Below are 22,923 nucleotides of genomic sequence, written 5' to 3'. Positions count from 1 at the left end.
GCGTCAGGCTTGGTCGAGTTCCTCTTCGGTGCGGTTGGGGTCGACCACGACGGTGTCCTGACCAACGACAGCGTCATCGCTCACGATTTCTGCGTTCTCTTCCGGGAACACGAACTTACGGAACGACCAGAAGCGGAACACCATCTGCAGAAGATTGCCGATGACGTAGGCACTGATGAAGTCGGCGATGTTCTCCGTCGTCAAGCTGACTTCGGGAACACGCAGGTTGAAGACGTAACTCGAGATGTACAGCGGTATGAAGCTGATCACCACGCCGATCGCGCTGATCATGAAGAACAGCGCCGCTTCGTGAGCAGGTTCGCGCCCACCACGATTCTTGAACGACCACTCACGATTGAGGATGTACGACGCGATCACCGCGACGACGCCGGCGATGATCTTGGCCGTGACGGGCTTGGATTCGAGGATCGAGAGTTTGAGTGTGTAGAAGATGCCCGAGTCGATCAGGAAGGTTGTGCCGCCGACGATTGCGAACTTGATCAGCTCGCTGTGGCGCAGGGCAATGTCTCGGAACGGCTGGGGTATGCGGGCGATTACCCCGTCGACAAATGACACAACAGATGAGTTTACGAAAGAAAACCACCGAGTCATGGTTTTGTTCGGAAATCATCAGCAGAATCACAGACAGTGTCTGACAGCGGCAGCGCCGCCCCGGCGCATGACGACATCCGGCGCATGACAACATAGAGAGCCGTGACCGGCAATAACGACGCAGTTCAGTCTTCCCCCCGCCCGACCACCGCGCGACCGGCGAACAAGGCCATGCCTGTCGTCACCATGATCGGTGGCGGACAGCTCGCGCGCATGACTCATCAGGCAGCTGTTGCCCTCGGCCAGACGCTCCGGGTGCTCTCCGGGACTGCCGGCGAGCCGGCCGCTCAGGTCAGCCCCGACGTCGTACTCGGCAGCCACGACGACTTGGACGCACTGCGCCGCGCCGCCGTCGGATCGACTGCGCTCACGTTCGATCACGAGCAGGTTCCGACCGAGCATCTCGAGGTGCTGGTGGCCGAGGGTGTCAACGTGCAGCCGCCGCCGCAGGCACTGATCTTCGCTCAGGACAAACTGCTGATGCGTCGTAAATTGGCCGAGATGGGCGCACCGGTGCCCGCGTACGCCGAGGTGACGTGGGCCGAGGACGTCGTGCGTTTCGGCGCCGAGCACGGCTGGCCGGTTGTCATCAAGGCAACCCGCGGCGGATACGACGGCCGTGGTGTGTGGATCACCGACGACTCCGACGAAGCCGAGGCGATCGTCACCGAGCAGTTGGACAAGGGCGTTCCGCTGATCGTCGAGGAAATGGTCTCGATGCGCCGCGAACTGTCGGCGATGGTGGCGCGGTCACCGTTCGGTCAGGGTGCGTCATGGCCCGTCGTGGAGACCGTGCAGCGAAACGGCCAGTGCGCCGTTGTCATCGCGCCGGCTCCGGATCTGACTGACGCCGTCGCCGCCGAAGCCGAACAGCTTGCGCTGCGGATCGCGTCGGAGCTCGGGGTTGTCGGAGCGATGGCAATGGAACTGTTCGAGACGACCGACGGCCGCCTGGTGGTCAACGAATTGGCGATGCGCCCGCACAACTCGGGTCACTGGACGATGGACGGTGCCCGGACGTCGCAGTTCGAGCAGCACCTGCGCGCCGTGCTCGACTACCCGCTCGGCGATACGTCACCGATCGCTCCGGTCACGGTGATGGCCAATGTTCTGGGTGCTCCGGAAGCTCCCGAGATGAGCATGGACGAGCGCGTCCACCACCTCTTCGCACGGATGCCCGACGCCAAGATTCACCTGTACGGCAAGGGGGAGCGCAAGGACCGCAAGATCGGCCACGTCAACATCGTGGGTGGGGCAGGATCGATCGACGACCCGAATTACGTTGCCGCAGTTCGGGAACGCGCTGAGCGGGCAGCGCACTGGCTTTCGTATGCAGAATGGACCGACGGATGGGATGTACACGGTGAGTGAGAGCATGAGCGCGCAGGTCGGCCTGATCATGGGCAGCGATTCCGATTGGCCGACGATGGAAGCCGCGGCCGAAGCGCTTGCAGAGTTCGGGATTCGGTTCGAGGTCGGTGTGGTCTCGGCGCACCGCACACCGCAGCGCATGCTCGACTACGCGAAGGATGCTGCCGGCCGCGGCATCAAGGTCATCATCGCCGGCGCGGGCGGAGCCGCGCACCTGCCCGGAATGGTCGCCTCGGCAACGCCGTTGCCGGTCATCGGTGTGCCGGTTCCGCTCAAGTACCTCGACGGTATGGACTCGCTGCTTTCGATCGTGCAGATGCCTGCGGGTGTTCCCGTCGCAACGGTGTCGATCGGTGGCGCCCGCAACGCCGGACTACTCGCGGCACGCATCCTCGGAGCTTCGGATCCGGCGCTGCAGACAGCCATGGTGACATTCCAGGAAAGCCTCGAGACCATGGTGCTCGAAAAGGACAAGGCGCTGCGTGAAAAGCTGTTGGGCTGAGAAATTGCTGGGCTGAGATTTCTTCATGCGTGAACGACGCGGCCTGCCCCTGACCCTGATCCGAGCTAGTCGGGGCAGCGCGCAGGCCGCACTCGTCACCCGGGTAGCGCTGCTCTACGCCCGAGCGCTGGGCGCGCACGTCACCTTCGACGACGAGTTCGGTATTTTCGTGGCCTCCGGGATGCGGCGCGGATTTGCCCGCGGCGGAACAACTCTCGGTGGTGTGTATCTGACCCGCCGGAACACCACCCGGGCAGTGTTGCGTCACGAAGCGATTCACGCCGACCAATGGGCCAGGCACGGACTGATATTCGGTCCGAAGTACCTGTGTGAGGAACTGCGTCACCCTGGCCCGCGAAACGCGTTCGAGATCGAAGCCGGGCTGGAAGACGGCGGTTACCGGGTCTGAGTAGCGCTACTGTGGGCGGCATGGCTCGTTTTCCGACTAGTGAACGATTTGTGCGCTGGACCACGGACCATGCGCGCGGCATCGACATCACCTTTGCCGCCGCGGTTGCCTTACTGAGCTTGGTAACAGCCGCTACTGCCGGAGTCTGGGCCGTCATCGTCTCGCTCGGAATGAGCCTCCCGTTGGCGTGGCGACGGTCCCGCCCCGAGCTGTCCGGCATGCTGATCGCCGCATTCGCGGTGCTGCATCTGCTTGTCATCGGGAACACTCTGCTCGGCTCGGCTGTCGCCGTTCCCATCTCGCTATACGCCCTTGCTGCCTACGGCGCGCGGTGGAGCAGTTACACCGGCCTGGGGATTGCGCTGCTCGGAGCGGTCGCTGCGGAGTTCCGATATTTCGGCTACGACGGCATCACGCTGTCCGCACAGATGTTCCAATCGGTCGGCCTCATGATTTTGATGCTCGCTGTCTGGGCATTCGGTGACCTGCGCCGCGTGCGCACCAAGCAGTTGGAGGGCCTCACCGAACGCGCGCGGCTGCTCGAACTCGAGCGGGCGCAGGAAGCCGAGATCGCCACCATCAGTGAGCGTTCGCGGATCGCCCGCGAGATGCACGACATCGTTGCCCACTCGCTCACCGTCGTAATTGCCCAGGCGGACGGCGGTCGGTACAGCGCAGCCAAGGATCCGCAGGCGGCGGTTCGAGCGCTGGAAACCATCGCGTCGACGGGGCGGGCGGCGCTGACCGACATGCGCGCTCTTCTCTCGGTGCTCCGCGAAGATCGCCCGCGAGATTTTGCGGTGATCCCAGGCGCCGGTGACATCGACACTCTGCTGGGAGACCTGCGGCGCAGTGGACTCGATGTCGACGCGACCGTGACCGGAGAGCCACGCGACCTGTCGGCGGGTGCCGGTCTGACCGCGTATCGGATCGTGCAGGAATCGCTGACCAACGTACTCAAGCACGCCGGACCCGGTGCGCACGCTGGCGTCGAGATCACCTGGACCGATACCGAACTCGTACTGCGCATCACCGACGACGGCCGCGGCGGCAGTGCTGCGCTGGTCGAATCCTCGCCCGGTGGGCAGGGCCTGATCGGGATGTCGGAACGCGTGCGGTTGCACGGCGGGACCATTACCGCCGGCCCCCAGGCAGGCGGCGGATATGCCGTGCATGCGGTGCTGCCGTACGAGAGGACCTAGGGTGTCATCCATGGACAACCCGGTGACCCCGATTGCAGTGGCTCTTGTCGACGATCAGCAATTGGTTCGAGCGGGCTTCCGGATGGTGATCGACTCACAACCCGACCTCGAAGTGGTGCTGGAGGCGTCCGACGGGCAGCAAGGTTTGACCCAGTTGGCAACCCGGCGGGTCGACGTGGTGCTCATGGACGTCCAGATGCCGAACATGGACGGGATCGAGGCGACGCGGCGGCTGTTGACCACCGCGGACGCCCCAAAGGTTGTGGTGCTCACCACATTCGACAATGACGAGTACGTGATGTCCGCTATCAGGGCCGGTGCCAGCGGATTCCTGCTCAAGGACGTGCCGCCGGAGCAGTTGCTCGACGCCATTCGCACGGTGCACCGAGGCGACGCCGTCATCGAGGCGCGGGCCACGCGGCGTCTGCTTCAGCATGTCGGACCACTCCTCGAAGGTTCTGCTCCCGAGGCTGCGTTGCCAGGCGATCTCACCCCGCGGGAGATCGAAGTTCTCGAGGCCATGGCTTACGGGCTCTCGAACTCGGAAATCGCCGCCAAGTTCCATGTCTCCGAAACAACGGTGAAAACTCATGTGGGACGGGTTCTTTCGAAAACCCAATCCCGTGATCGGGTGCAGGCAGTTGTGTTCGCGTTCCAGATCGGACTGGTACGTCGCGCCGACTTGTTGAGTGCTGATTCGTAGGCTTGTACTGCTGAAGGCTGATCCGGCGTCCTCCTGTGGGAGGACACCGGTGAACCCGAAATCGGTCCGCGCTCCGACGCGCTCGCCCCCGGTGCTCCCATAGCGTCGTAGACATGAATCAGCACAGGAATATCGCGCCGGCAATCACGGCGCGCGGCGTCACAAAGGTCTACGGCAGCGGCGATACCGCCGTCCATGCCTTGGGCGGCATCGACGTGGATTTCGGCCGGGGAATGTTCACGGCGATCATGGGTCCGTCCGGCTCCGGAAAATCGACGCTCATGCATTGCCTGGCCGGCCTCGACACGGTGACGGGTGGGCAGGTCTATCTCGGAGACACGGAGATTACCAAGCTCGGCGACACCGAACTCACCGAATTGCGCCGCGAGCGGATCGGTTTCGTATTCCAGGCCTTCAACTTGCTTCCGGTGCTCACGGCCCGCGCAAATATGGTGCTTCCGATGAAGCTGGCCGGCAGTGAACCCGAACCCGCGTGGATGGATCAAGTGGTCACGACCCTCGGCCTGTCCCAGCGACTTGACCACCTGCCGCACGAGCTGTCCGGCGGGCAACAGCAGCGCGTCGCGGTGGCGCGAGCATTGTTGCCGCAGCCGGACGTCATTTTTGCCGACGAGCCCACCGGGAATCTGGATTCACGTTCCGGCACAGAAGTTCTCGGTTTGTTGCGCACTGCCGTCCGGGAGAGTGGGCAGACCGTGGTCATGGTGACCCATGATCCGGTTGCGGCGTCGTACGCCGACCGTGTGGTGCTGATTGCGGACGGTCGTACTGCCGGTGAGATCTCCGGCCCCACCGTTGATTCGGTGATGGCTGCGATGCGTGGACTCGGGGCGGACGATCTCGACACCACTGCAGACGCCACCTCGACCGTCGGTGTATTCCGATGAGGGAACTTGCCTTTGCTCAGGCCCGGGCGCACGCGGGCCGATACGTCGCGTCGATTCTGGCCGTCGTGATCGCCGTCGGTTACATCGTCGCGACGTTGACGTTGAGTTCGACGGTGACCGCCAGTGTGCGGACATCGCTTGCGGCGCAGTACAACATGACGGACGCGGTCGCGTCCGGTCCGGACGTGAGCCTCGAGGCAGTGCGCGGCGTCCCGGGTGTGTCGGCAGTGGCCGAGGATATCGCGGGCTACGTGCGGGTCGATTCCGCGGAGCAGGGCGTGTCTTACGGAGATGTGCTGTCTGTGTCCGACAGCCCGCAGCTGCGTTGGCAAAGTCTCACCCAAGGGGACTGGCCGACGTCGCCGGGAGAGGTTCTCGTGAGCGCCGATTCGGGAATTCCCCTCGGCGGCGAGATCATCGTGACCGCTGCAAATTCGGAGGATGGCGCCGCCGACCCGCGTGGTCGGGTTGTCGGGTTCGTTGATCTGAGCGGGTCGGCGCAACGGCTCGGCGGCACCAAGGTGTTTGCCACACCGGAGCAGGCAGCGATGTGGGCGGGGGACTCGGCCTCCCGCGAGTTCCGCATCGTCGGTGACGGTTCGGTGACGCCGGATCAACTAGTGGAGCGGGTGGCCGCCGCGCTGCCGGCTGGGTCGAGCGTTGTCAGTGCGGAATCCGCCACTGACGCCGCCGCAGCGCAGTACCTCGGCGGTACGGACATTCTCAGTACCGTGCTGCTGGCCTTCGGTGCGGTTGCGGTCGTTGTCGCGGCACTGGTCATCGCCAACACGTTTGCGGTTCTGTTGGCTGCTCGAACGCAGGAACTCGCGTTGCTGCGGTGTGTGGGCGCGACCGCCACGCAGGTGCGTCGCAGCATCCGGACCGAAGCCGGCGCCGTCGGTGTGATCGCATCGATACTCGGAGTGGGACTGGGCATCGGAATGGCGGCCACGATCGGTGCGGTGTCCACTGCGGCGGACGTACCGGTGCCGCTGTCCACTCTGACCGTCACACCGGTGACTCTGCTGGTCGGGCTGGTCGTCGGAATCGTGATGACGATGGTCGCGGCGTCGGCGCCCGGCCGTGCGGCAACGCGGTTGTCGCCGTTGGCGGCGCTGGTACCGATGGAGTCGAAGCCCGAACGCGCGGCGGCTTCGGTGGTTCGGGTTGCCTTCGGCGTCGTGGCGCTACTCGGCGGCATCGCGGCGACAGTGCTGGGTGTGATCGGACAGCAGGTGTTGGTGGCAACCGTCGGCGGGCTGCTCGCATTTGTCGGCGTCGCAGCCCTGGCGGGTCGGATCGTGCCGGCATTGATCACTGCGGCCGGCGGTGTCCTCGGCCGGATGATCGGCTCGGTGGGCGAACTCGCAGCAGGCAACGCCGGCCGGAATCCGCGCCGAACCTCCGCGACAGCACTGGCATTGCTGATCGGGGTGGCATTGACGAGCACCATGGTGGTGGGTATCGCCACGGTGAAAGACGCGGCGCCGGGCGCGATGGACAGCCAGTTTCCGGTCGATGTCATGGTGAGCAGTTCCGGATCCGCGTCACTGCCGGAGAACCTGGGCGCCGACATCGATGCGATAGCAGGAGTGCGGGCCGTCAGCGGCCTGGTCAATGCCGACCTGGTGCTCGACGGTCACGGGACCCTACAGGGATACGGTGTGGACGCGGTGCAGGTGAAAGACGTTCTGCGTACCGATATTTCAGTGCCGGCGCCGGGCCGACTCGTGCTCTCGCCCGCGGACCTGAGCGACTACGGACTCGGCGCAGGCGACACCGTCACCGTGCGCGGAGATCGTGGACCACTGACCGTGAGTGTCATCGAGGGTGTGAAAGGTCAACCCGCATTGGTGGATCGAGCAGACCTGGCGGCGGCATCCACCCCGGCCATCGATGCGTACTGGGTCAGACTCGACACCCCCACTGACGAGGAGGCGCTCGCCGTTACGGACCGCATTACCGAACTCGCGCGCCAGGTGGCGCCGGGTAGCGACGTTCAAGGTATGACCGAGATGCGTTCGGCGCTCGATTCGATCCTCGACACCATGCTCATGGTGGTTGCCGGATTGCTGTCCGTCGCTGTACTGATCGCGCTGATCGGCGTCGGGAACACCCTCGCGCTCTCCGTTCTCGAGCGGCGTCGAGAATCCGGACTGCTGCGCGCACTCGGACTGACCAGGAAGGGGATTCGAGCGATGCTGATCTGGGAAGCTCTGTTGGTTGCGGGGGTCGCCTCGGTGATCGGTGTTGTCTTCGGTCTGGTGTTCGGAGTCGCGGGAACGGCGTCGGTCTTCGGACTTGGCGACGTGTCGCTCGGCGCCGTGCCTTGGGCACAGTTGGTGGCCATCACCTTGATCGGCGGGATCGCAGGAGTAATCGCCTCACTCCTGCCCGCCCGCCGGGCCGGGATGGTCTCACCCGTCACAGCACTGTCGAGTTGAGACTGCCTGGTTGAGTGTGATCAGAACTGCTTCGTGACCTTCTCGGTGCCCACTCGGCGCGCGGTAGCATCTGCGTCCGGGTGGGTTACCTGCACGAGCGACGCACCGGCCGCCAGCACCGACAGCAAACCGTCGATCATTTCTTCGGCCGAATCCCACGACGCACCGGACATGACCCGGTCCGGTGACGTGAGGTTACGAGCAGCGGCGGATTCAGTTGCCGCGCGTACGGTTTCCGCAACCGATCGACCTTCCAGAGCCGCGCCGGCGCCGGCGCCGCGGAACTGATCGCCGTGCACGCGGATGGACGTCGCGTAGTCCGCAACTCCGATCGGCAGGTCACTGAGGCCTTTGCCGAATGCGTCGAGGGACAGTGCTGCGACCTCGGGGACATCGGCGACGTCATCGAGGCGATCCGCCGTCACAAAGGCCAGCTCGGCGTCCGACTCGGGGGAGAGGACAACCTCGCACCCGGCCCACCACACTCCGAGCAGGACGGCAACGCTCTGCCAGTGGGCCGGCAGCAGCACAATCACTTTTGCTCCCGGCTCGAGAGCAAACTCGTCGCGCACCATGTTTGCGGTCTTGGCAGCCCAGTTCGCCAGTGTGCTTGCCGACAACTCGATGCGCTCGCCGCTCGCGTCGTCGTAGTACGTGATGCGTGGTCCCGCAGGGTCGGCCGCGAGGATCGGTCCGAGGAGTGCGTCGGTCAGATTGTCGGCAGTTGAAGGCATCCGCTCAGTTTACGCAGAGCTTCAGTTGACACAGCGTGGTCCATTTGATGCCGCATCGATCGGCGGGCCGGCGGGAGCGGGCGTCGGACTGGTTTCGGTGGTGCTCGCCGAGTCCTGTGTCCCCGAAGCCGACACCGACTCGGAATCCGTTGGCGACACGGAATCGGCGGACGTGGGACCGGAGTAGTCGGAAGCGAGAACAACCCGAACGGTGTTCGAGGGCAACGACGAATCCGCTTTCACACTCAAACCGCCCAATGCTTCGGCGACGGCAAGGGCCGCGTCGTCGTCCTTGGATTTCGCGAAGACCGTTGACTCGGATACGTCTGCGCCCGTGTTGTTTCCGACGTCACCCTCTCGGTAGCCGAGTGCGCTCAGTGCTTCGGAGACTCCGCTCGCAAGGCCGGCGATATCGCTGGCGTTTGCGACGTCGACGGTGAATTTCGACGCATCGACGGTGGGTGCCGCCGAGGTCGTCTCCTCTTCCTCGACGTCCGCGCCGACGAGGTTCGCCACGTATTTCTTGACCTCTTTCGGATCGACCTTGACAATCGACTCGCCGTAATCGGTCATACCGTTGATGTCGAGCACCGGGATGGTTTCGAACTGGACTTTGCCGCCCGCCAAATTCTGCAGTTGTTTCGCGAATTCGATGATGTCCCAATCATCGTCGATCACGACCGAGCGTGACACAGCGTTGGTCAACGAGCTGAGTTTGCCGGGATCGCTGAGTGTTTTTGCGCTGAGGACCTGGCTGACGAGGGAGGCCATGAAGACTTGCTGACGCACGATGCGGTCCAGGTCTCCGCGGGGGAGATCGTGACGTTGCCGGACGAAGCTGAGGGCGTTCGATCCGTCGAGGGTCTGTTGGCCGGCCGGAAAGTTTGCGCCGGAGAGCGGTTCGTTCACCGCCGCGTTGAGACACACGTCGACGCCGCCGACTGCATTGGTGAGCAGGACGAATCCGAGCAGACCTACTTCGGCGTAATGGTCGACGGTGATTCCCGTCAGGTTCGCGACGGATTCGATGAGTGCTTCGCGACCGGCTTCGGTGGATTTGCGGTCCGACTCCGATTCGCTGGCTCCGTTGTTGACCAGACGCAGGCGCTCGGTCTCCTTGGTTGCTCCGAAAGCGCCGTTGATCTTCGACATCCCGATGCCGGGGACGTTGACGTACGCGTCACGGGGAATGGAGATCGCGGTCGCGGAACTGCCGTCGTTGGGAACGCGGATCAAGATGATGGTGTCGGTGTTGGACGCAACTTCCTCACCGGCGCGCAGTGAATCCAACTCGCTCTGGGTGAGTGGATTTCCGTGCGCATCCGTCCGGCTGTCGGTTCCCACCATGAGGATGTCGATGGCGCCGTCCTTGCCGCCGCCCAAACCGAGACCGCTGGCGGTGGCGAGCGAATTGCGCAGTGAATCCACCCCGCGCCACGCAAAGCCGGTGACCAGTAACACCAGGACCGACACGACAGCGATGGCGATCCGGCCTGGACTGGTCTTCGGTCGACTAGGCGCAGGCTGCGGACGCACGCGGCGTGGGGGTTGCTGGTGGGACACCCATCCAGGTTACTGGTCTCTTCGCTCCAGGTCGGGTACCTGGCGGCGGCGTGCCAAACTGACGGGTATGACTAATATCCTGCTCACAGGGGCACGCGGCCAGCTCGGAAGCCGTATCGAATCGCTTGCGCTCTCGGCGGGTCGAAGCGTTGTCGCCCTGGGGTCAGCGCAGCTGGACATCACCGATCGTGATGCTGTGGAGCGGGCTCTGACGTCCGATGTTCTCTCCCCCGAGACGGTGGTGATCAACTGCGCCGCGTACACGGCAGTGGATGACGCGGAGTCGGATGAGGCAGCGGCTACGGCAGTGAACGAGACCGGTCCGAGCAACCTGGCGTCGGCCTGCGCTCGGGCGGGTGCCCGATTGATCCACGTATCCACCGACTACGTCTTCCCCGGTGACGCACACAGCCCCTACGAGGTCGATTCGCCCACCCGGCCGTCGACGGTCTACGGCCGCACGAAGCTCGCCGGCGAGGAAGCCGTGCGCAAATCCGGCGCCGATTCCGTGATCGTTCGCACAGCCTGGGTCTACTCGGGTGAGGCCGGCGATTTTGTCGGCACGATGCGCCGCCTCGAACGTGAACGTGACTTCATCGACGTCGTCGACGATCAAGTCGGTTCGCCGACGTACAGCGTCGACCTGGCAGCCGGTCTGCTGGAATTGGCGTCGCGCCCGTTCACGGGAACCTCGACGCTGCACGCCACCAATGCCGGGCAGGCCAGTTGGTTCGATCTGGCGCGCGCGGTGTTCGAGGAGGTCGGTGCCGATCCGAACCGCGTACGCCCGTGCACCAGCGCCGCATTTGTGCGCCCGGCGCCGCGCCCCGCCTACTCCGTGTTGTCCGGTGATGCGTGGGCGGACGCGGGCTTGACCCCGTTGCGGCCGTGGCGTGAGGCGCTTCACGACGCAATCGCGTGAGCAAAGTTCAGATGGAGCGCTCCGGGCGGCTAGGCTGACCGGCGTGAGTCCCAAGCTGGCCGTGGTAACGGTGACGTACTCGCCCGGCGAGCATCTCGAGAACTTTTTGAGCACACTCGCTGAGGCGACGACAGAAAAACCCCAGGTCATCATGGCCGACAATGGGTCGACCGACGGAACTCCCGAGGCCGCTGAGCGCAAGTACGAGCACGTCCGTCTGCTCCGTACCGGTGGAAATATCGGGTACGGCGGCGCGATAAATCGGGCTGTAGCAGAGATCGATCCCGCTATCGAATTCATCGTGATTTCCAATCCGGACGTCCAATGGAGCCCCGGTTCACTCGACGAATTGGTGTCTGCGGCAAATCGGTGGCCAAGGGCCGGTGCACTGGGGCCCAAGGTCCTCGAACCTGACGGCAGCGTGTACCCGTCGGCGCGATCGGTGCCCGACATCACTTCCGGTGCGGGACACGCAATTCTGGGCACGGTGTGGCCGAAGAATCCGTGGACCACTCGCTACCGCCAGGAGAACGAGGCACTCACCGAGCGCGCAGTCGGCTGGCTGTCCGGGTCGTGCCTGCTCGTTCGCCGGGATGCCTTCGATGCGATCTCCGGATTCGACTCCCGTTACTTCATGTACATGGAGGACGTCGATTTCGGTGATCGCCTCGGAAAAGCGGGTTGGCTCAACGTGTTTGTACCCGCCGCTGAGGTAACCCACGCGAAAGGGCATGCGGCAGGGCGTCATCCGGAGTTGATGCTGCCGGCGCACCACCGCAGTGCCTACCGTTTCCAAGCCGACCGCCACCCGCATTGGTGGCAGGCCCCGCTGCGCCTGGCGCTGCGCGGCGGCCTGGCGCTTCGCTCCAAGATCGCCGTCGCATCCGCAGTCCGCGATCGCACTCGCACAGACCACCCGACCGACGACACTTCAGATTCGAATCCCAGGGGACAACAACGATGACCGAACCTACTCCGACCGACGCGGTAATCCTGGTAGGCGGCAAGGGCACTCGCCTGCGCCCGCTGACCTTGTCGGCCCCCAAGCCGATGTTGCCGACGGCCGGTCTGCCTTTCCTGACGCACCTGCTCGCGCGGATCGAAGCTGCGGGCATCAAGCACGTCGTGCTCGGTACGTCGTTCAAGGCAGAGGTGTTCGAGGACTACTTCGGCGACGGATCGAAGATGGGCCTCGAGATCGACTACGTCTTCGAAAGCGAACCGCTCGGAACCGGTGGCGGTATCCGCAACGTCCTTCCGAAACTCCGCGGCGACAACATCATGGTGTTCAACGGTGACGTACTCGGCGGCACCGACCTGAACGCGATTCTCGACACTCACACGAAAACGGATGCGGATGTCACCCTGCACCTCGTCCGAGTCGGCGATCCGCGCGCCTTCGGCTGTGTGCCCACCGACGAAGACGGCCGGGTGTCCGCGTTCCTGGAGAAGACCCAGGATCCGCCGACCGATCAGATCAACGCCGGCTGCTACGTCTTCAAACGCGAGATCATCGAGCAAATCCCCGAGGGGCGCCCGGTGTCGGTCGAGCGTGAAGTGTTCCCGAACCTGCTGGCGGAGGGCAAGCGCGTCTTCGGTCACGTCGACACGTCGTACTGGCGTGACATGGGCACTCCGGAGGACTTCGTCCGTGGTTCCGCCGACCTGGTTCGCGGTATCGCACCGTCACCCGCACTCGAGGGCCCGCGCGGTGAGTCTCTGGTGCATCCCGGTGCCGGCGTGGCTCCCGGAGCGGTGCTGATCGGCGGCACGGTTGTCGGGCGCGGCGCAGAAGTGGGCGCCGGTGCCCGCCTCGACGGCGCGATCCTGTTCGACGGAGCCGTGGTGGAAGCCGGGGCCGTCGTCGAGCGATCGATCCTCGGATTCGGTGTTCGGGTCGGACCTCGCGCTCTCGTCCGCGACGCGGTGATCGGTGACGGCGCCGACATCGGCGCGCGCTGCGAATTGCTCCGTGGCGCTCGGGTCTGGCCCGGTGTGACGCTGCCCGACGGCGGCGTGCGTTTCAGCACAGATGTGTGATTGTTGAGCTTCGCAACTGGAATACTGGCCGGATGACTTCATTTCCGAGCCGCTACGTCGCCCTCGGTGATTCGTTCACCGAGGGTGTCGGCGACACAGACGAGCGATTCCCCAACGGACTACGAGGTTGGTCCGAACGCGTCGCGGAGCAGTTGGCAATCGGCAACCCGGATTTCCGGTACGCGAATCTGGCGATTCGTGGTCGACTACTCGGTCCCATCATCGAAGAACAGTTGGGGCCTGCGCTTGCCCTGAAGCCGGATCTCGTGACGATCTACGCCGGCGGCAACGACATGATGCGGCCGAAGTTGGACCTCGACGCCGTGGTCGCCCGCTATGACACCGCGATTGCTGCGCTCACCGAATCCGGTGCTCGCGTCGTGATGTTCACCGCCTACGACACCGGGTGGTCGGCGTTCTTCGGCAAACTCCGCGGGCGAATGGCCATCTACAACGAACTGGTGCGCGAAGTAGCCGACCGGCACGGCGCGACCATCGTCGACTTCTGGCGGTTCGCCGAGTACCAGGATCTGCGGATGTGGGACTTCGACCGCCTGCACATGTCACCGGCCGGACATCAGAACATGGCAGCTCACGTGCTCGATGCCATCGGCGTGGAGCACACGCTCACCGCACCCGATCTCGGTCCTGTGCCTGTGCAGACGAAGACCGAGGCCCGGCGCGAAGACCGTCAATGGACCCGAGAGTTCCTGGTGCCGTGGCTGGCTCGGCGGGTCAAGGGTGTGTCCTCCGGTGACGGAGTCAGCGCCAAGCGCCCCGAGTTGGCGCCCGCTTTCCAAGCCTGAAGGTTCAGGCCTGACGCCGCAACCTCGCCAGCGAGATCATGTGGTCGACGGTCTCGTGCTCGGCGTTGGCGGGGAGAGAGTCGACGGGCCACCACTGCAGGTCCGTCGACTCGTCGCTGCGCACGATCGGCGAGTTGTCCGGTGCCACAACAAGAAACCTCAGGTCGAGGTGACGCGTCGGGACGCCGAGTGAACACGTGATCGGGTGTGTGTGCGCGGAGAGAAGTGCGGGGTCGATGCGCAGATCGTGAATGCCCGATTCCTCGCGAGCTTCCCGCAACGCCGAATCGATCACGGTGTCATCGCTCGGTTCGCAGTGTCCGCCGAGCTGAATCCACTTCCCGACGCGCGGATGCAGAGTGAGCAGGACGTGCTGGAGGCTCTCGTCGACAACCAGCGACGACGCGGTGATGTGCCCGGGCGCATGACGACGAAGGCAGCCGTCGGGTGCGGAGCCGAGAAACGCCAACATGGTGTGCCGGAGGGACTCGTCGTGCGCTGACGGCGTAATCCATTGTTCCAGAACATCTGTGGCGGACGTGTGTAGAGTCTCGGCGCTCACCTACATCTCCACCAATGCGTCGCCGGGCGCGGGAGCCGTACGGGGTGTGAGCGGTTCGAGGGGGTGACCGATAGCGATGGCGCCGAGCGGTTGCCACTCGGTAGGCACGCCAAGATGTTCGCGCACCGTGTCGGCGGCAAAGATCGTCGAACCGATCCAGCAACTGCCGAGCTCGCGGGTGGCGAGCGCGACCAGCAAACCCTGTACTGCCGCTCCAGCGGCCACGGTGAACATCGTGGACTCCGCAGCGCTGCGGCGCTCGTCCGGGTAACTGTGCGCGCCGTCAGGGACGCAGAACGGGATGACAACTTCCGGGGCGTCGAACAAGATGTTGCCACGAGCGACGCGTGCTTGCGCGGACTCCTCGGTGCGTCCGTCGGCGCGCAGATCGGCCAGCCACTTCTCGCGCAGTGCTTCCAGTAACTGCTGACGAATAGTGTTGGTGCGCAACCACACAAAGCGAACGGGTCGGGTGTGGTGCGGCGCCGGCGCGGTCAGCGCCTCGGCGATGGACAACCGAATTGCGTCGGCGTCGACAGGTTCCTCGGTGAAGCTGCGAATGGAGCGGCGCAGAAGCAGCGCCTGGCCGCGGCCCATGGCTGTTGCTTCTGCCGTGCCGAGCCAGAACAGATCGTCGGCGCCGCGCCGGATGAGATCCTGGGCCGTGGAACCGTTGTCCTGGAAACGCAGGCCGCGCACGACGGCAACGGGGACACCGCCGAGCTTGCCCTTGACCAGATCGCCGGCGGCGGCGATTTCGTCCGCCACGGCGATCTCGGTCACGATGAGATCGTTGCCCTGGCTGTCCTGTGCTCCGAGGTAGCCGTGCAACACCGGGATTCCGGCAGCGCCGATTGCAGCGTCGGTCTGTCCGTTGCGCCACGCCCGGCCCATGGTGTCCGTCACCACGACGGCGACGTCCTTGCCGGTGCTCTCGAATACTCGAGCACGGAGCGCGGCAGCGCTACCGTCGGGATCGACGGGAAGCAAAGCCAACTCGGCTCCGTCGACGTTCGAGCCGTCGATGCCGGACGCAGCCTGAACGATCCCGAGCTTGTTCTCCGTGATGAGGGTCCGGCCTTTGCGCGCTACGACGCGTACAGCTTCCTGATCGACCAGAACGCGCCGTGCGGCGTCACGCTCGTCGGGGTCGGTCGGGGACGAGACGATGCGGCCTTCGACCTTCGAGAACACCTTGCTCGTCACGACAAGGACGTCGCCGTCGCGGAGCCACGGCGTTGCCTCGATGAGGGCGCCTGCCAGATCGTCCCCGGGGCGGAACTCCGGAAGACCCTGAACGGGAATCACTTCGATGGCTGCGCCGGGCGAGTGGTCGCCGGGGGCCTGATCGGTCGTGTCAGTCGTCACAGCGACACTCCGGCGATATCGAATGCTGTGGCCACCATCTCGGCGGTGGCCGCGGGAGAGGACATGATCAGCGGTACGGCGCGCACATCCACACCGTCGACGTCGGCGGTGTCACCTTCGTCGATCAGCCAACCGTCGAGGATGCCGTTGATCGACCGGGCGCCGTAGTGGCGACCGATTGCTTCGGACGTCGTCTCGACGCCGATGACGTCGAGGCATTCGTCCGCCATTCCGCGCAGCGGTTTTCCACCGATCACGGGGGAGAGGCCGATCACCTTGGCAGCGGTGGTGCGTAGTGCGCCACGGATACCGGGCACGGCCAGAATCGCGCCGACACTGACAACCGGGTTGGATGGAGCGATCAGGACAACGTCCGCGTTCTCGATCGCCTCGAGCACTCCGGGAGCCGGCTTGGCCTGTTCGGCGCCGACATGAGCAAAGCTGTGAGTCGGGACGTGAGCGCGGTGACGTACCCACCACTCCTGGAAATGGATCGCTTTTTGCTCGCCGTCTTCCGGGTCGGTGATCACTACGTGAGTTTCGCTGCGGTCGTCGCTGACGGGGATGAGGTCAACGCCGGGATTCCAACGATTGCACAACGCTTCGGTAACTGCGGAGAGTGGATAGCCCGTTCTGAGCATCTGGCTCCGGATCAAATGGGTGGCGATATCGCGGTCGCCGAGCCCGAACCAGTCCGGCTTTGCGCCGTACGCGGCGAGTTCTTCTTTCGCGTTCCAACTCTCGCCCTTGTGGCCCCATCCGCGCTCGGTGTCGATGCCGCCGCCGAGGGTGTACATGCAGGTATCGAGGTCGGGGCAGATCCGCAGACCGTGCATCCAGACGTCGTCGCCGACGTTGACCACCGCTGTGATCCGGTGTGGGCCTTGATATTTCTCGAGCGTTTCACCACCGGAGATGCCGAGTGCATGTTGCACTCCTTGGAGGAAACGAGCTCCGCCGACGCCGCCAACCAATACAGTCACGTTCACTTGACAAAGCCTAGGCGGTGCTCGACTTCCCGTGTCTGCTGGGCGGTGTGTCAGGGGCAAAACTGGGGCCGGAATACTAATGGATTCCTGTGCATTAGCTTGACCGCGACACGCTGGACGTGTGTAATCTCAAATGTGTCATTCCACCGATGTCGGCGAGTTTGCCTGCAGCGGGACCACATTCGAACGTAGTTTCGAGTGGTCAACGGGGTGGGGTTGAAATGGGTTGAAATACGGAGTGAAATTCTGCGCTATTACAGGTGAGGAGGCGGAACGATGCCCAATGAAAATGTCGAGATCAGTGCTCTGGCAATGACAGTGAGCTACGAACCGCAGACCGATTCCCAAGCAGGCGCAGCAGAAGGTGCCTGCAGTGATATCGAGGCGGTGACAACTCGGCCGGTGCTGAGTCTCGTGACCGGCTTCGAGGAACTGTTCGACACCATCGAGGATCAATGGCAGGAACGTGCGCTTTGTGCACAGACCGATCCCGAAGCGTTCTTCCCCGAAAAGGGTGGATCTACTCGGGAAGCCAAGAGAATTTGCCTCGGCTGTGAGGTTCGTGACGAGTGCCTCGACTATGCACTCGCCAACGACGAACGGTTCGGAATCTGGGGAGGGTTGTCGGAGCGCGAGCGTCGGCGTCTCAAGCGGGGGATCGTCTGATCTGCTGCTGAATCGGTTCTGTCAGCGTCGGGGCTGACGGGACGGTCTGCGAAAAGTCTTGACCTGCAACGGGGAATTGCAGGTCGTGCACAGACTTTCAGGGATACTTGTCTTTCAGGAATATGGACTTTCGGCCCTGATGCAAGGGTACTCAGTCTTCTTCATAGCTCAGTCGTCTTCTTGGCTCAGTCTTCTTCGGGAAACGTCGGATCGATCACTGACGGGTCGACACCGAGAAACGTACTGACCTGATGCACCAGCACGTCGTGAACCAGATCCGTGAGTTCGTCCGGATTCTTGGCGCGCTGCTCCAGCGGTCTACGGAACAACACGATTCGCGCACGTGTCGTTTTGCCGTGGCGATCGATGCCCGCGGGAATCAAACGTGAGAGTGGAACAGGTCCGTCTGCGACAACTTCCGGTGGCCAGTTCACCGAATCCGGATCACGGGCAAAAATCTTGGGAACCTCGTCGACGGCGATGTCGAGTTTTTTCAGCCGGTCATGCCACGCCAGGTCCACCGGCGCAAACGCGTCCATCACGAGGAGATCGAATTTCTCCGCTCGGGTTCGCCGTGCCGGAACTTCCGGCGGCAACAACGGTCCGCGCAGGCCGCGGCCGTGCCGTTCGATCGAACGGGTGGTGACCGACCGTCGGCGGGGGGAGCGTGACATGCCGTCGAGATTACGACAGTGACGCTCCGTCGGTGTGTCCGAGTAGGTTCCCGCCGCGGGGAGGGCTAGGCTCCGTACCTGTGAGATCTCTGCGTCGCTGCTGCCGCCCCGGGTGCAAGAACCCCGCCGTTGCGACGTTGACGTATGTCTACTCGGACTCCACTGCGGTAGTCGGTCCTCTCGCGACCGTCGCTGAACCGCACTCGTGGGATCTGTGTGACAACCATGCGTCGCGTATCACGGTCCCGAAGGGCTGGGAAATGGTCCGGTACGAGGGTGGATTCTCGAGCAGCACCCCGGACGAAGACGATTTGACCGCTCTTGCCGAAGCTGTCCGTGAGGCAGGTTTCGGTGACCGCACCAAGGGACGCGAGGACACCGGTGTGTCCGCAGGCGAGGACGCCCGTTCCGTTGCACCGCCCACGGTCCGCACGGGTCGTCGCGGTCACCTGCGTGTTCTGCCGGATCCGTCGGCCTGAATTGTCGGCCGCTTTCGCCTGACCGCCCGTAGTCGCGCGTGAAGCATTAGGCTTGCTCAGAACTTCCAGCGTCTTGCGAACTTCCAGTGTCCTGCGGAAAATGTCCGTCGGATGCGCACACAAGGAGAATGAATTCAGTGGGGCGAACAGCCGAGTCGGTTGCTGCAATCATCAAGGCGTACGACGTCCGTGGCGTGGTCGGTGAGCAGATCGACGAAGATTTTGTCCGTGATGTCGGCGCGTCGTTCGCCCGTTTGGTTCGCGACGAGGAGGGCGCTGCGTCGACTGTCGTGATCGGTCACGACATGCGCGAGTCCTCACCCGCACTGTCGGCTGCGTTTGCCGAGGGTGTCGTCGCGCAGGGACTCGACGTCGTTCACATCGGACTGGCGTCGACCGACGAACTCTATTTTGCTTCCGGGTTGTTGAACTGCCCCGGCGCGATGTTCACCGCAAGCCACAACCCCGCGAAGTACAACGGCATCAAGTTGTGCCGCGCGGGCGCCAAGCCGGTCGGTCAGGACACCGGTCTTGCTGTCATCTCGGGTGAGGTTGTCTCGGGAGTTCCCGAGTTCGACGGTCCAGCCGGCGCAGTCAGCGGCCGCGATGTGCTCGACGAGTACGCAAGCTACTTGCGCGGGCTTGTCGACCTGTCCGAGATGCGTGCGATGAAGGTTGCCGTCGACGCGGGTAACGGGATGGGTGGACACACTGCGCCCGCCGTCTTCGGTCCGATGCCGCTCGAAGTTCTGCCCTTGTACTTCGAATTGGACGGCTCGTTCCCCAATCACGAAGCGAACCCGCTCGATCCGGCCAACCTGGTCGATCTGCAGGCATATGTCCGTGAGACAGGCGCAGATGTCGGTCTTGCCTTCGACGGTGACGCGGATCGTTGCTTCGTGGTCGACGAAAAGGGCGATCCGGTGTCCCCGTCCGCCGTGACGGCACTGGTTGCGCAGCGCGAGTTGGCCAAGGAGCCCGGCGCGTCGATCATCTACAACCTCATCACCTCGCACGCGGTGCCGGAACTGGTCACCGAACTGGGTGGCGTTCCGATCCGCACCCGCGTCGGCCATTCGTTCATCAAGCAGCAGATGGCCGAAACGGGCGCAGTTTTCGGCGGCGAACATTCCGCTCACTATTACTTCCGCGATTTCTGGGGGGCCGATTCCGGCATGCTGGCCGCATTGCACGTGCTGGCCGCACTCGGTGAGCAGGATCGGCCGCTGTCGGAACTGATGGCCGAGTACACCCGGTACAGCGCTTCCGGTGAGATCAACTCGACCGTTGCCGATGCAGCCGATCGAACAGCTGCCGTGCTTGCGGCGTTCGCGGACCGCACCGACTCCGTCGACCGCCTCGACGGTGTCACGATCAACTTGTCGGGTAACGCGTGGTTCAACCTGCGGGCATCCAACACGGAACCGTTGCTCCGACTCAACGTCGAAGCTCCGACGCAGGCAGATGTCGATGCGTTGGTCGGCGAGATTCTGGCGATCGTTCGAGGCTGAGTTCATTTTTCTGCTCGATTGGTTTGTCGGCGCGTCGGCCGCCTGGGATAGTTGGGGGACTATCCGCGCACGCAGTGCTGCGGTCGACGTTGGTTGCGAGAGAAGTTGTTACGGAGAAGGGGGTGCGGTGAGATGACAGCGCCGACACCGCTCCTCGACCTCGACGACAGTGACGCATTGTCAGCTGCCGATTCGGAGGGGCTACTGCGTTCGGTAGCCATGGGGGGCGCACAGATTCGTTCGACGGCTTCGGCGGTCGCGGAAGGCTCGCTCGATCGGTTGGCCGGACTGCGGCCACGAAGCATCGTGTTGATCGCGGGATCGGCCGGCGCGAGATACGCCGCCCGGATCGCGGTCGCCCTGCTCGGTAATGCTGTGCCGTGCCCTCTGGTGTTGCTCGACCGGACGCCGTCGTGGGTCGGACCCCTCGACGTAGTGGTGGTAGCCGGCGACGACGCCGGGGATTCGCGTCTGGTGGAGTCCGTCGACGGGGCGGTACGCCGCGGCGCAGAAGTTGTTGTCGCGGTTCCCGAAGAGGGACCGATGCGGGCAGTGGCGGCCGGGCGCACGATGACTTTGCCTGCACGTGTGTTCACGGCTCCGCGCCACACGATGATGCGCTTTCTCGCGGTCTTCGTTGCGGTGGTCTCGGCGCTCGACCACCGTGAGCTCGACCGTGAGAAGGTCGAAGCCGGACCGTCGTCCCTCGATCGGATCGCGGACGCCGTCGACGCCGAGGCCATCAGCGACGGTGTGTCGAACGAGGTGTTTCACAATCCGGCTAAATCCCTGGCTACCAGAATGCGTGATCGCCGAGTGGTCGTGTGTGGCCTCGGCGCGGTTGCCACGGGTCTTGCCGACTACGCAAGCGCGTCGCTTCTGGCATCGGGGCGCTCCGCGGCTTCCGGTGAACTGTCGGATGTGATCGCAGCGGCCCGGGCCCTGTTCGCTCCGACAACCGGGGCTCACGATTCGGTTTTCCACGATCCGTTCTTCCACGATCCGGAGCTCGACGGCCCGTTGCCGATCGACCCGGTTCGGGCGTTCGTGTTTGCCATGGAATCGGGACGCGGCGAGGCCACGCGACGCATGGATGCGCTGGCCGATGCGGATCTGGTGATCACAGCGGACGAGGACAGCGCCAATACGGGGGTATCGGAAGTGGAACAGGTGTTTGTCTTGGCATCGAGAGTGGACATGGCGTCCGCGTACGTGCAGTTGACGGGTGGGTCGCGCTAGTGCAAGAACTCGAGGGCGCTCTGCGGTCCTACGCCTGGGGGTCGCGTACGGCTATTGCCGAACTTCGTGGGCTCCCCGTGCCGTCCGCACATCCCGAGGCGGAGTTGTGGCTCGGCGCGCATCCGGGCGATCCTGCGCGCGTCATCACCGACGACGGCAGTGAGTCGTTGCTCGATGTCCTCGGCAGTGACCCGGTGCGGCAATTGGGCCGGCAGAACATCGAGGCTTTCGGTGAACGCCTGCCGTTCCTGCTCAAGCTGTTGGCGGCGGAGGAGCCGTTGTCGTTGCAAGCGCACCCGAGTGCGCGTCAGGCAGAAGAGGGCTTCCACCGGGAAAACCACCTCGGTGTTCCGATGGACGCGCCCATCCGCAACTACAAGGACGGCAGCCACAAGCCGGAACTGGTTGTCGCCCTGAGCACCTTCGAAGCGCTCGCGGGATTCCGCGAACCGACGAGGACTGTCAAGATGCTGCGCGCACTGGCCGTGCCCGAGCTGGAACCGTACATCGGTCTCCTTGAAGGACAACCGGATTCGGACGGTCTGCGGGCGTTGTTCACAACGTGGATAACCTTGCCGTCCACCGCGCTCGGAACATTGCTGCCGGCAGTCCTCGCGGGATGCATCGGCTACGCGTCGTCCAGAGACGTCGAATTTGCCGCCGAGATCCGTACAGCACTCGAACTCGGCGAGTCGTACCCGGGTGATGCCGGAGTGCTGGCCGCGTTGCTGCTGAACCGGGTCACCCTCGAACCAGGTCAGGGACTCTTCCTGGCCGCCGGCAACCTGCATGCCTACCTGCACGGGCTGGCTGTCGAGATCATGGCGAACTCCGACAACGTTCTGCGCGGCGGACTGACCCCCAAATACGTCGATGTACCTGAATTGCTTCGGGTTCTCGACTTCAACGGTTCCGACATCACAATTCTCGACCCGTCGCCGCACGCGGGCAGCGCGGACATCGTCTATCCGACGCCCGCTCCGGAATTTCGGCTGACGCGGATCGAGTTGGGTGGGGATGTGACGGACAGTGTCGTTCCGGCCGGGGAACCACGCATCCTGATGTGCACGGATGGTTCCGTGACGCTGCGGTGTGGGGCCGGCGAACTGGAACTCGATCGTGGTCGCGCAGCGTGGATTTCCGCGGACGAACCTCGCGTGGAAATCTCGGCACGAAGCAAAACGGCACAGGTTTTCAGCGCCACGGTCGGTCGGTAGTC

23 protein-coding genes are annotated in these 22,923 nt (G+C 64.1%); 16 read left to right on the top strand and 7 right to left on the bottom strand.

The genetic code is table 11. From position 1 onward, the window contains the following. Positions 1 to 3: 3 nt before the first annotated feature. Positions 4 to 576 (bottom strand): GtrA family protein, encoded by a 573-nt coding sequence (locus tag ACFRFQ_RS15535; protein WP_378659107.1) that lies wholly within the window; start codon positions 574 to 576, stop codon positions 4 to 6. 138 nt (positions 577 to 714) lie between these two features. On the opposite strand from ACFRFQ_RS15535, the gene ACFRFQ_RS15530 reads away from it, so the two are divergent. The 7 genes from ACFRFQ_RS15530 to ACFRFQ_RS15500 all read left to right on the top strand — a co-directional run bounded on the left by ACFRFQ_RS15530 (position 715) and on the right by ACFRFQ_RS15500 (position 8,151). Then, complete coding sequence (locus ACFRFQ_RS15530; RefSeq protein WP_378659104.1) at positions 715 to 1,983, top strand: 5-(carboxyamino)imidazole ribonucleotide synthase; 1,269 nt, start codon at positions 715 to 717, stop codon at positions 1,981 to 1,983. Continuing rightward, entirely contained in the window at positions 1,967 to 2,485 is a 519-nt protein-coding gene (gene purE / locus ACFRFQ_RS15525; RefSeq protein WP_378659101.1) for a 5-(carboxyamino)imidazole ribonucleotide mutase, read from the top strand. The genes ACFRFQ_RS15530 and purE overlap by 17 nt, the downstream gene beginning before the upstream one ends. 25 nt (positions 2,486 to 2,510) lie before the next feature. Then, the gene (locus ACFRFQ_RS15520) at positions 2,511 to 2,894 is read left to right on the top strand and encodes a hypothetical protein (RefSeq protein WP_378659098.1); all 384 of its coding nucleotides are present in this window, start codon (positions 2,511 to 2,513) and stop codon (positions 2,892 to 2,894) included. Between the two features lie 20 nt (positions 2,895 to 2,914). Beyond that, positions 2,915 to 4,096 (top strand): sensor histidine kinase, encoded by a 1,182-nt coding sequence (locus tag ACFRFQ_RS15515; RefSeq protein ID WP_378659096.1) that lies wholly within the window; start codon positions 2,915 to 2,917, stop codon positions 4,094 to 4,096. Between the two features lie 10 nt (positions 4,097 to 4,106). Then, positions 4,107 to 4,799, top strand: coding sequence for a response regulator (locus tag ACFRFQ_RS15510; protein WP_378659093.1), 693 nt, complete (start codon positions 4,107 to 4,109; stop codon positions 4,797 to 4,799). Between the two features lie 113 nt (positions 4,800 to 4,912). Continuing rightward, complete coding sequence (locus ACFRFQ_RS15505; protein ID WP_378659090.1) at positions 4,913 to 5,707, top strand: ABC transporter ATP-binding protein; 795 nt, start codon at positions 4,913 to 4,915, stop codon at positions 5,705 to 5,707. Further along, positions 5,704 to 8,151: an ABC transporter permease gene (locus ACFRFQ_RS15500; RefSeq protein WP_378659087.1), complete on the top strand. Its 2,448-nt coding sequence runs from the start codon at positions 5,704 to 5,706 to the stop codon at positions 8,149 to 8,151. The genes ACFRFQ_RS15505 and ACFRFQ_RS15500 overlap by 4 nt, the downstream gene beginning before the upstream one ends. Positions 8,152 to 8,171: 20 nt before the next feature. Here ACFRFQ_RS15500 and ACFRFQ_RS15495 read toward each other — a convergent pair whose 3' ends face one another. After that, entirely contained in the window at positions 8,172 to 8,885 is a 714-nt protein-coding gene (locus ACFRFQ_RS15495; protein WP_378659084.1) for a TIGR03089 family protein, read from the bottom strand. A gap of 21 nt (positions 8,886 to 8,906) precedes the next feature. Beyond that, entirely contained in the window at positions 8,907 to 10,421 is a 1,515-nt protein-coding gene (locus ACFRFQ_RS15490; RefSeq protein ID WP_378659652.1) for an LCP family protein, read from the bottom strand. Between the two features lie 94 nt (positions 10,422 to 10,515). Between ACFRFQ_RS15490 and rfbD the strand changes: the two genes are divergently transcribed. Genes rfbD through ACFRFQ_RS15470 form a run of 4 tightly spaced genes read left to right on the top strand, consistent with a single transcriptional unit; the run spans position 10,516 to position 14,216 of the window. Beyond that, positions 10,516 to 11,370, top strand: a complete 855-nt coding sequence (rfbD, locus tag ACFRFQ_RS15485; protein ID WP_378659081.1) for a dTDP-4-dehydrorhamnose reductase — start codon at positions 10,516 to 10,518, stop codon at positions 11,368 to 11,370. Positions 11,371 to 11,413: 43 nt separating this feature from the next. Beyond that, a complete protein-coding gene (locus ACFRFQ_RS15480) occupies positions 11,414 to 12,334 on the top strand; it encodes a glycosyltransferase family 2 protein (protein ID WP_378659079.1) in 921 nt (306 codons plus the stop codon). Then, a complete protein-coding gene (locus ACFRFQ_RS15475; protein ID WP_378659076.1) occupies positions 12,331 to 13,410 on the top strand; it encodes a sugar phosphate nucleotidyltransferase in 1,080 nt (359 codons plus the stop codon). The genes ACFRFQ_RS15480 and ACFRFQ_RS15475 overlap by 4 nt, the downstream gene beginning before the upstream one ends. Positions 13,411 to 13,442: 32 nt before the next feature. Further along, complete coding sequence (locus ACFRFQ_RS15470) at positions 13,443 to 14,216, top strand: SGNH/GDSL hydrolase family protein (protein ID WP_378659073.1); 774 nt, start codon at positions 13,443 to 13,445, stop codon at positions 14,214 to 14,216. Between the two features lie 4 nt (positions 14,217 to 14,220). Here ACFRFQ_RS15470 and ACFRFQ_RS15465 read toward each other — a convergent pair whose 3' ends face one another. From ACFRFQ_RS15465 to cofD, 3 genes are read right to left on the bottom strand one after another with little or no spacing between them, the layout of a single operon-like run. Next, positions 14,221 to 14,778: an NUDIX hydrolase gene (locus ACFRFQ_RS15465; RefSeq protein ID WP_378659070.1), complete on the bottom strand. Its 558-nt coding sequence runs from the start codon at positions 14,776 to 14,778 to the stop codon at positions 14,221 to 14,223. Beyond that, positions 14,779 to 16,146 (bottom strand): coenzyme F420-0:L-glutamate ligase, encoded by a 1,368-nt coding sequence (locus tag ACFRFQ_RS15460; protein ID WP_378659068.1) that lies wholly within the window; start codon positions 16,144 to 16,146, stop codon positions 14,779 to 14,781. It lies immediately after the preceding gene. After that, positions 16,143 to 17,135 (bottom strand): 2-phospho-L-lactate transferase, encoded by a 993-nt coding sequence (cofD, locus tag ACFRFQ_RS15455; RefSeq protein WP_033231206.1) that lies wholly within the window; start codon positions 17,133 to 17,135, stop codon positions 16,143 to 16,145. Before cofD ends, ACFRFQ_RS15460 begins: the two co-directional genes overlap by 4 nt. Before the next feature lie 402 nt (positions 17,136 to 17,537). On the opposite strand from cofD, the gene ACFRFQ_RS15450 reads away from it, so the two are divergent. Beyond that, positions 17,538 to 17,801 carry a WhiB family transcriptional regulator gene (locus ACFRFQ_RS15450; RefSeq protein ID WP_378659649.1) on the top strand — a complete coding sequence of 88 codons (264 nt, stop codon included), beginning with the start codon at positions 17,538 to 17,540 and terminating at the stop codon, positions 17,799 to 17,801. Positions 17,802 to 17,986: 185 nt separating this feature from the next. Here the strand turns inward: ACFRFQ_RS15450 and ACFRFQ_RS15445 are convergent, their stop codons facing one another. Then, entirely contained in the window at positions 17,987 to 18,475 is a 489-nt protein-coding gene (locus ACFRFQ_RS15445) for a metallopeptidase family protein (RefSeq protein WP_138869362.1), read from the bottom strand. An 80-nt stretch (positions 18,476 to 18,555) separates the two neighbouring features. Here ACFRFQ_RS15445 and ACFRFQ_RS15440 point away from each other — a divergent pair, with 80 nt between their 5' ends. From ACFRFQ_RS15440 to manA, 4 genes are all read left to right on the top strand, one after another. Continuing rightward, entirely contained in the window at positions 18,556 to 18,954 is a 399-nt protein-coding gene (locus ACFRFQ_RS15440; RefSeq protein WP_378659063.1) for a DUF3499 domain-containing protein, read from the top strand. 137 nt (positions 18,955 to 19,091) lie between these two features. Further along, positions 19,092 to 20,465 (top strand): phosphomannomutase/phosphoglucomutase, encoded by a 1,374-nt coding sequence (locus ACFRFQ_RS15435; protein WP_378659060.1) that lies wholly within the window; start codon positions 19,092 to 19,094, stop codon positions 20,463 to 20,465. 132 nt (positions 20,466 to 20,597) lie between these two features. After that, positions 20,598 to 21,704: a tobH protein gene (locus ACFRFQ_RS15430; protein ID WP_378659057.1), complete on the top strand. Its 1,107-nt coding sequence runs from the start codon at positions 20,598 to 20,600 to the stop codon at positions 21,702 to 21,704. Then, positions 21,704 to 22,921, top strand: coding sequence for a mannose-6-phosphate isomerase, class I (manA, locus tag ACFRFQ_RS15425; RefSeq protein ID WP_378659055.1), 1,218 nt, complete (start codon positions 21,704 to 21,706; stop codon positions 22,919 to 22,921). The genes ACFRFQ_RS15430 and manA overlap by 1 nt, the downstream gene beginning before the upstream one ends. The last annotated feature ends 2 nt before the right edge of the window (positions 22,922 to 22,923 follow it).

The organism is Rhodococcus sp. NPDC056743 (genome assembly GCF_042790355.1).
Lineage (GTDB): Bacteria > Actinomycetota > Actinomycetes > Mycobacteriales > Mycobacteriaceae > Rhodococcus_F.
Note: the sequence above shows the minus strand (reverse complement) of the source record. Positions and strands in the feature narration are given on the sequence as shown.

Excerpts from the sequence above, each read along its gene's own strand:
- purE (WP_378659101.1), top strand. The coding sequence starts at position 1,967 with ATGTACACGGTGAGTGAGAGCATGAGCGCGCAGGTCGGCCTGATCATG.
- ACFRFQ_RS15520 (WP_378659098.1), top strand. The coding sequence starts at position 2,511 with ATGCGTGAACGACGCGGCCTGCCCCTGACCCTGATCCGAGCTAGTCGG.
- ACFRFQ_RS15515 (WP_378659096.1), top strand. The coding sequence starts at position 2,915 with ATGGCTCGTTTTCCGACTAGTGAACGATTTGTGCGCTGGACCACGGAC.
- ACFRFQ_RS15510 (WP_378659093.1), top strand. The coding sequence starts at position 4,107 with ATGGACAACCCGGTGACCCCGATTGCAGTGGCTCTTGTCGACGATCAG.
- ACFRFQ_RS15505 (WP_378659090.1), top strand. The coding sequence starts at position 4,913 with ATGAATCAGCACAGGAATATCGCGCCGGCAATCACGGCGCGCGGCGTC.
- ACFRFQ_RS15500 (WP_378659087.1), top strand. The coding sequence starts at position 5,704 with ATGAGGGAACTTGCCTTTGCTCAGGCCCGGGCGCACGCGGGCCGATAC.
- ACFRFQ_RS15495 (WP_378659084.1), bottom strand. The coding sequence starts at position 8,885 with ATGCCTTCAACTGCCGACAATCTGACCGACGCACTCCTCGGACCGATC.
- rfbD (WP_378659081.1), top strand. The coding sequence starts at position 10,516 with ATGACTAATATCCTGCTCACAGGGGCACGCGGCCAGCTCGGAAGCCGT.
- ACFRFQ_RS15475 (WP_378659076.1), top strand. The coding sequence starts at position 12,331 with ATGACCGAACCTACTCCGACCGACGCGGTAATCCTGGTAGGCGGCAAG.
- ACFRFQ_RS15470 (WP_378659073.1), top strand. The coding sequence starts at position 13,443 with ATGACTTCATTTCCGAGCCGCTACGTCGCCCTCGGTGATTCGTTCACC.
- ACFRFQ_RS15445 (WP_138869362.1), bottom strand. The coding sequence starts at position 18,475 with ATGTCACGCTCCCCCCGCCGACGGTCGGTCACCACCCGTTCGATCGAA.
- ACFRFQ_RS15430 (WP_378659057.1), top strand. The coding sequence starts at position 20,598 with ATGACAGCGCCGACACCGCTCCTCGACCTCGACGACAGTGACGCATTG.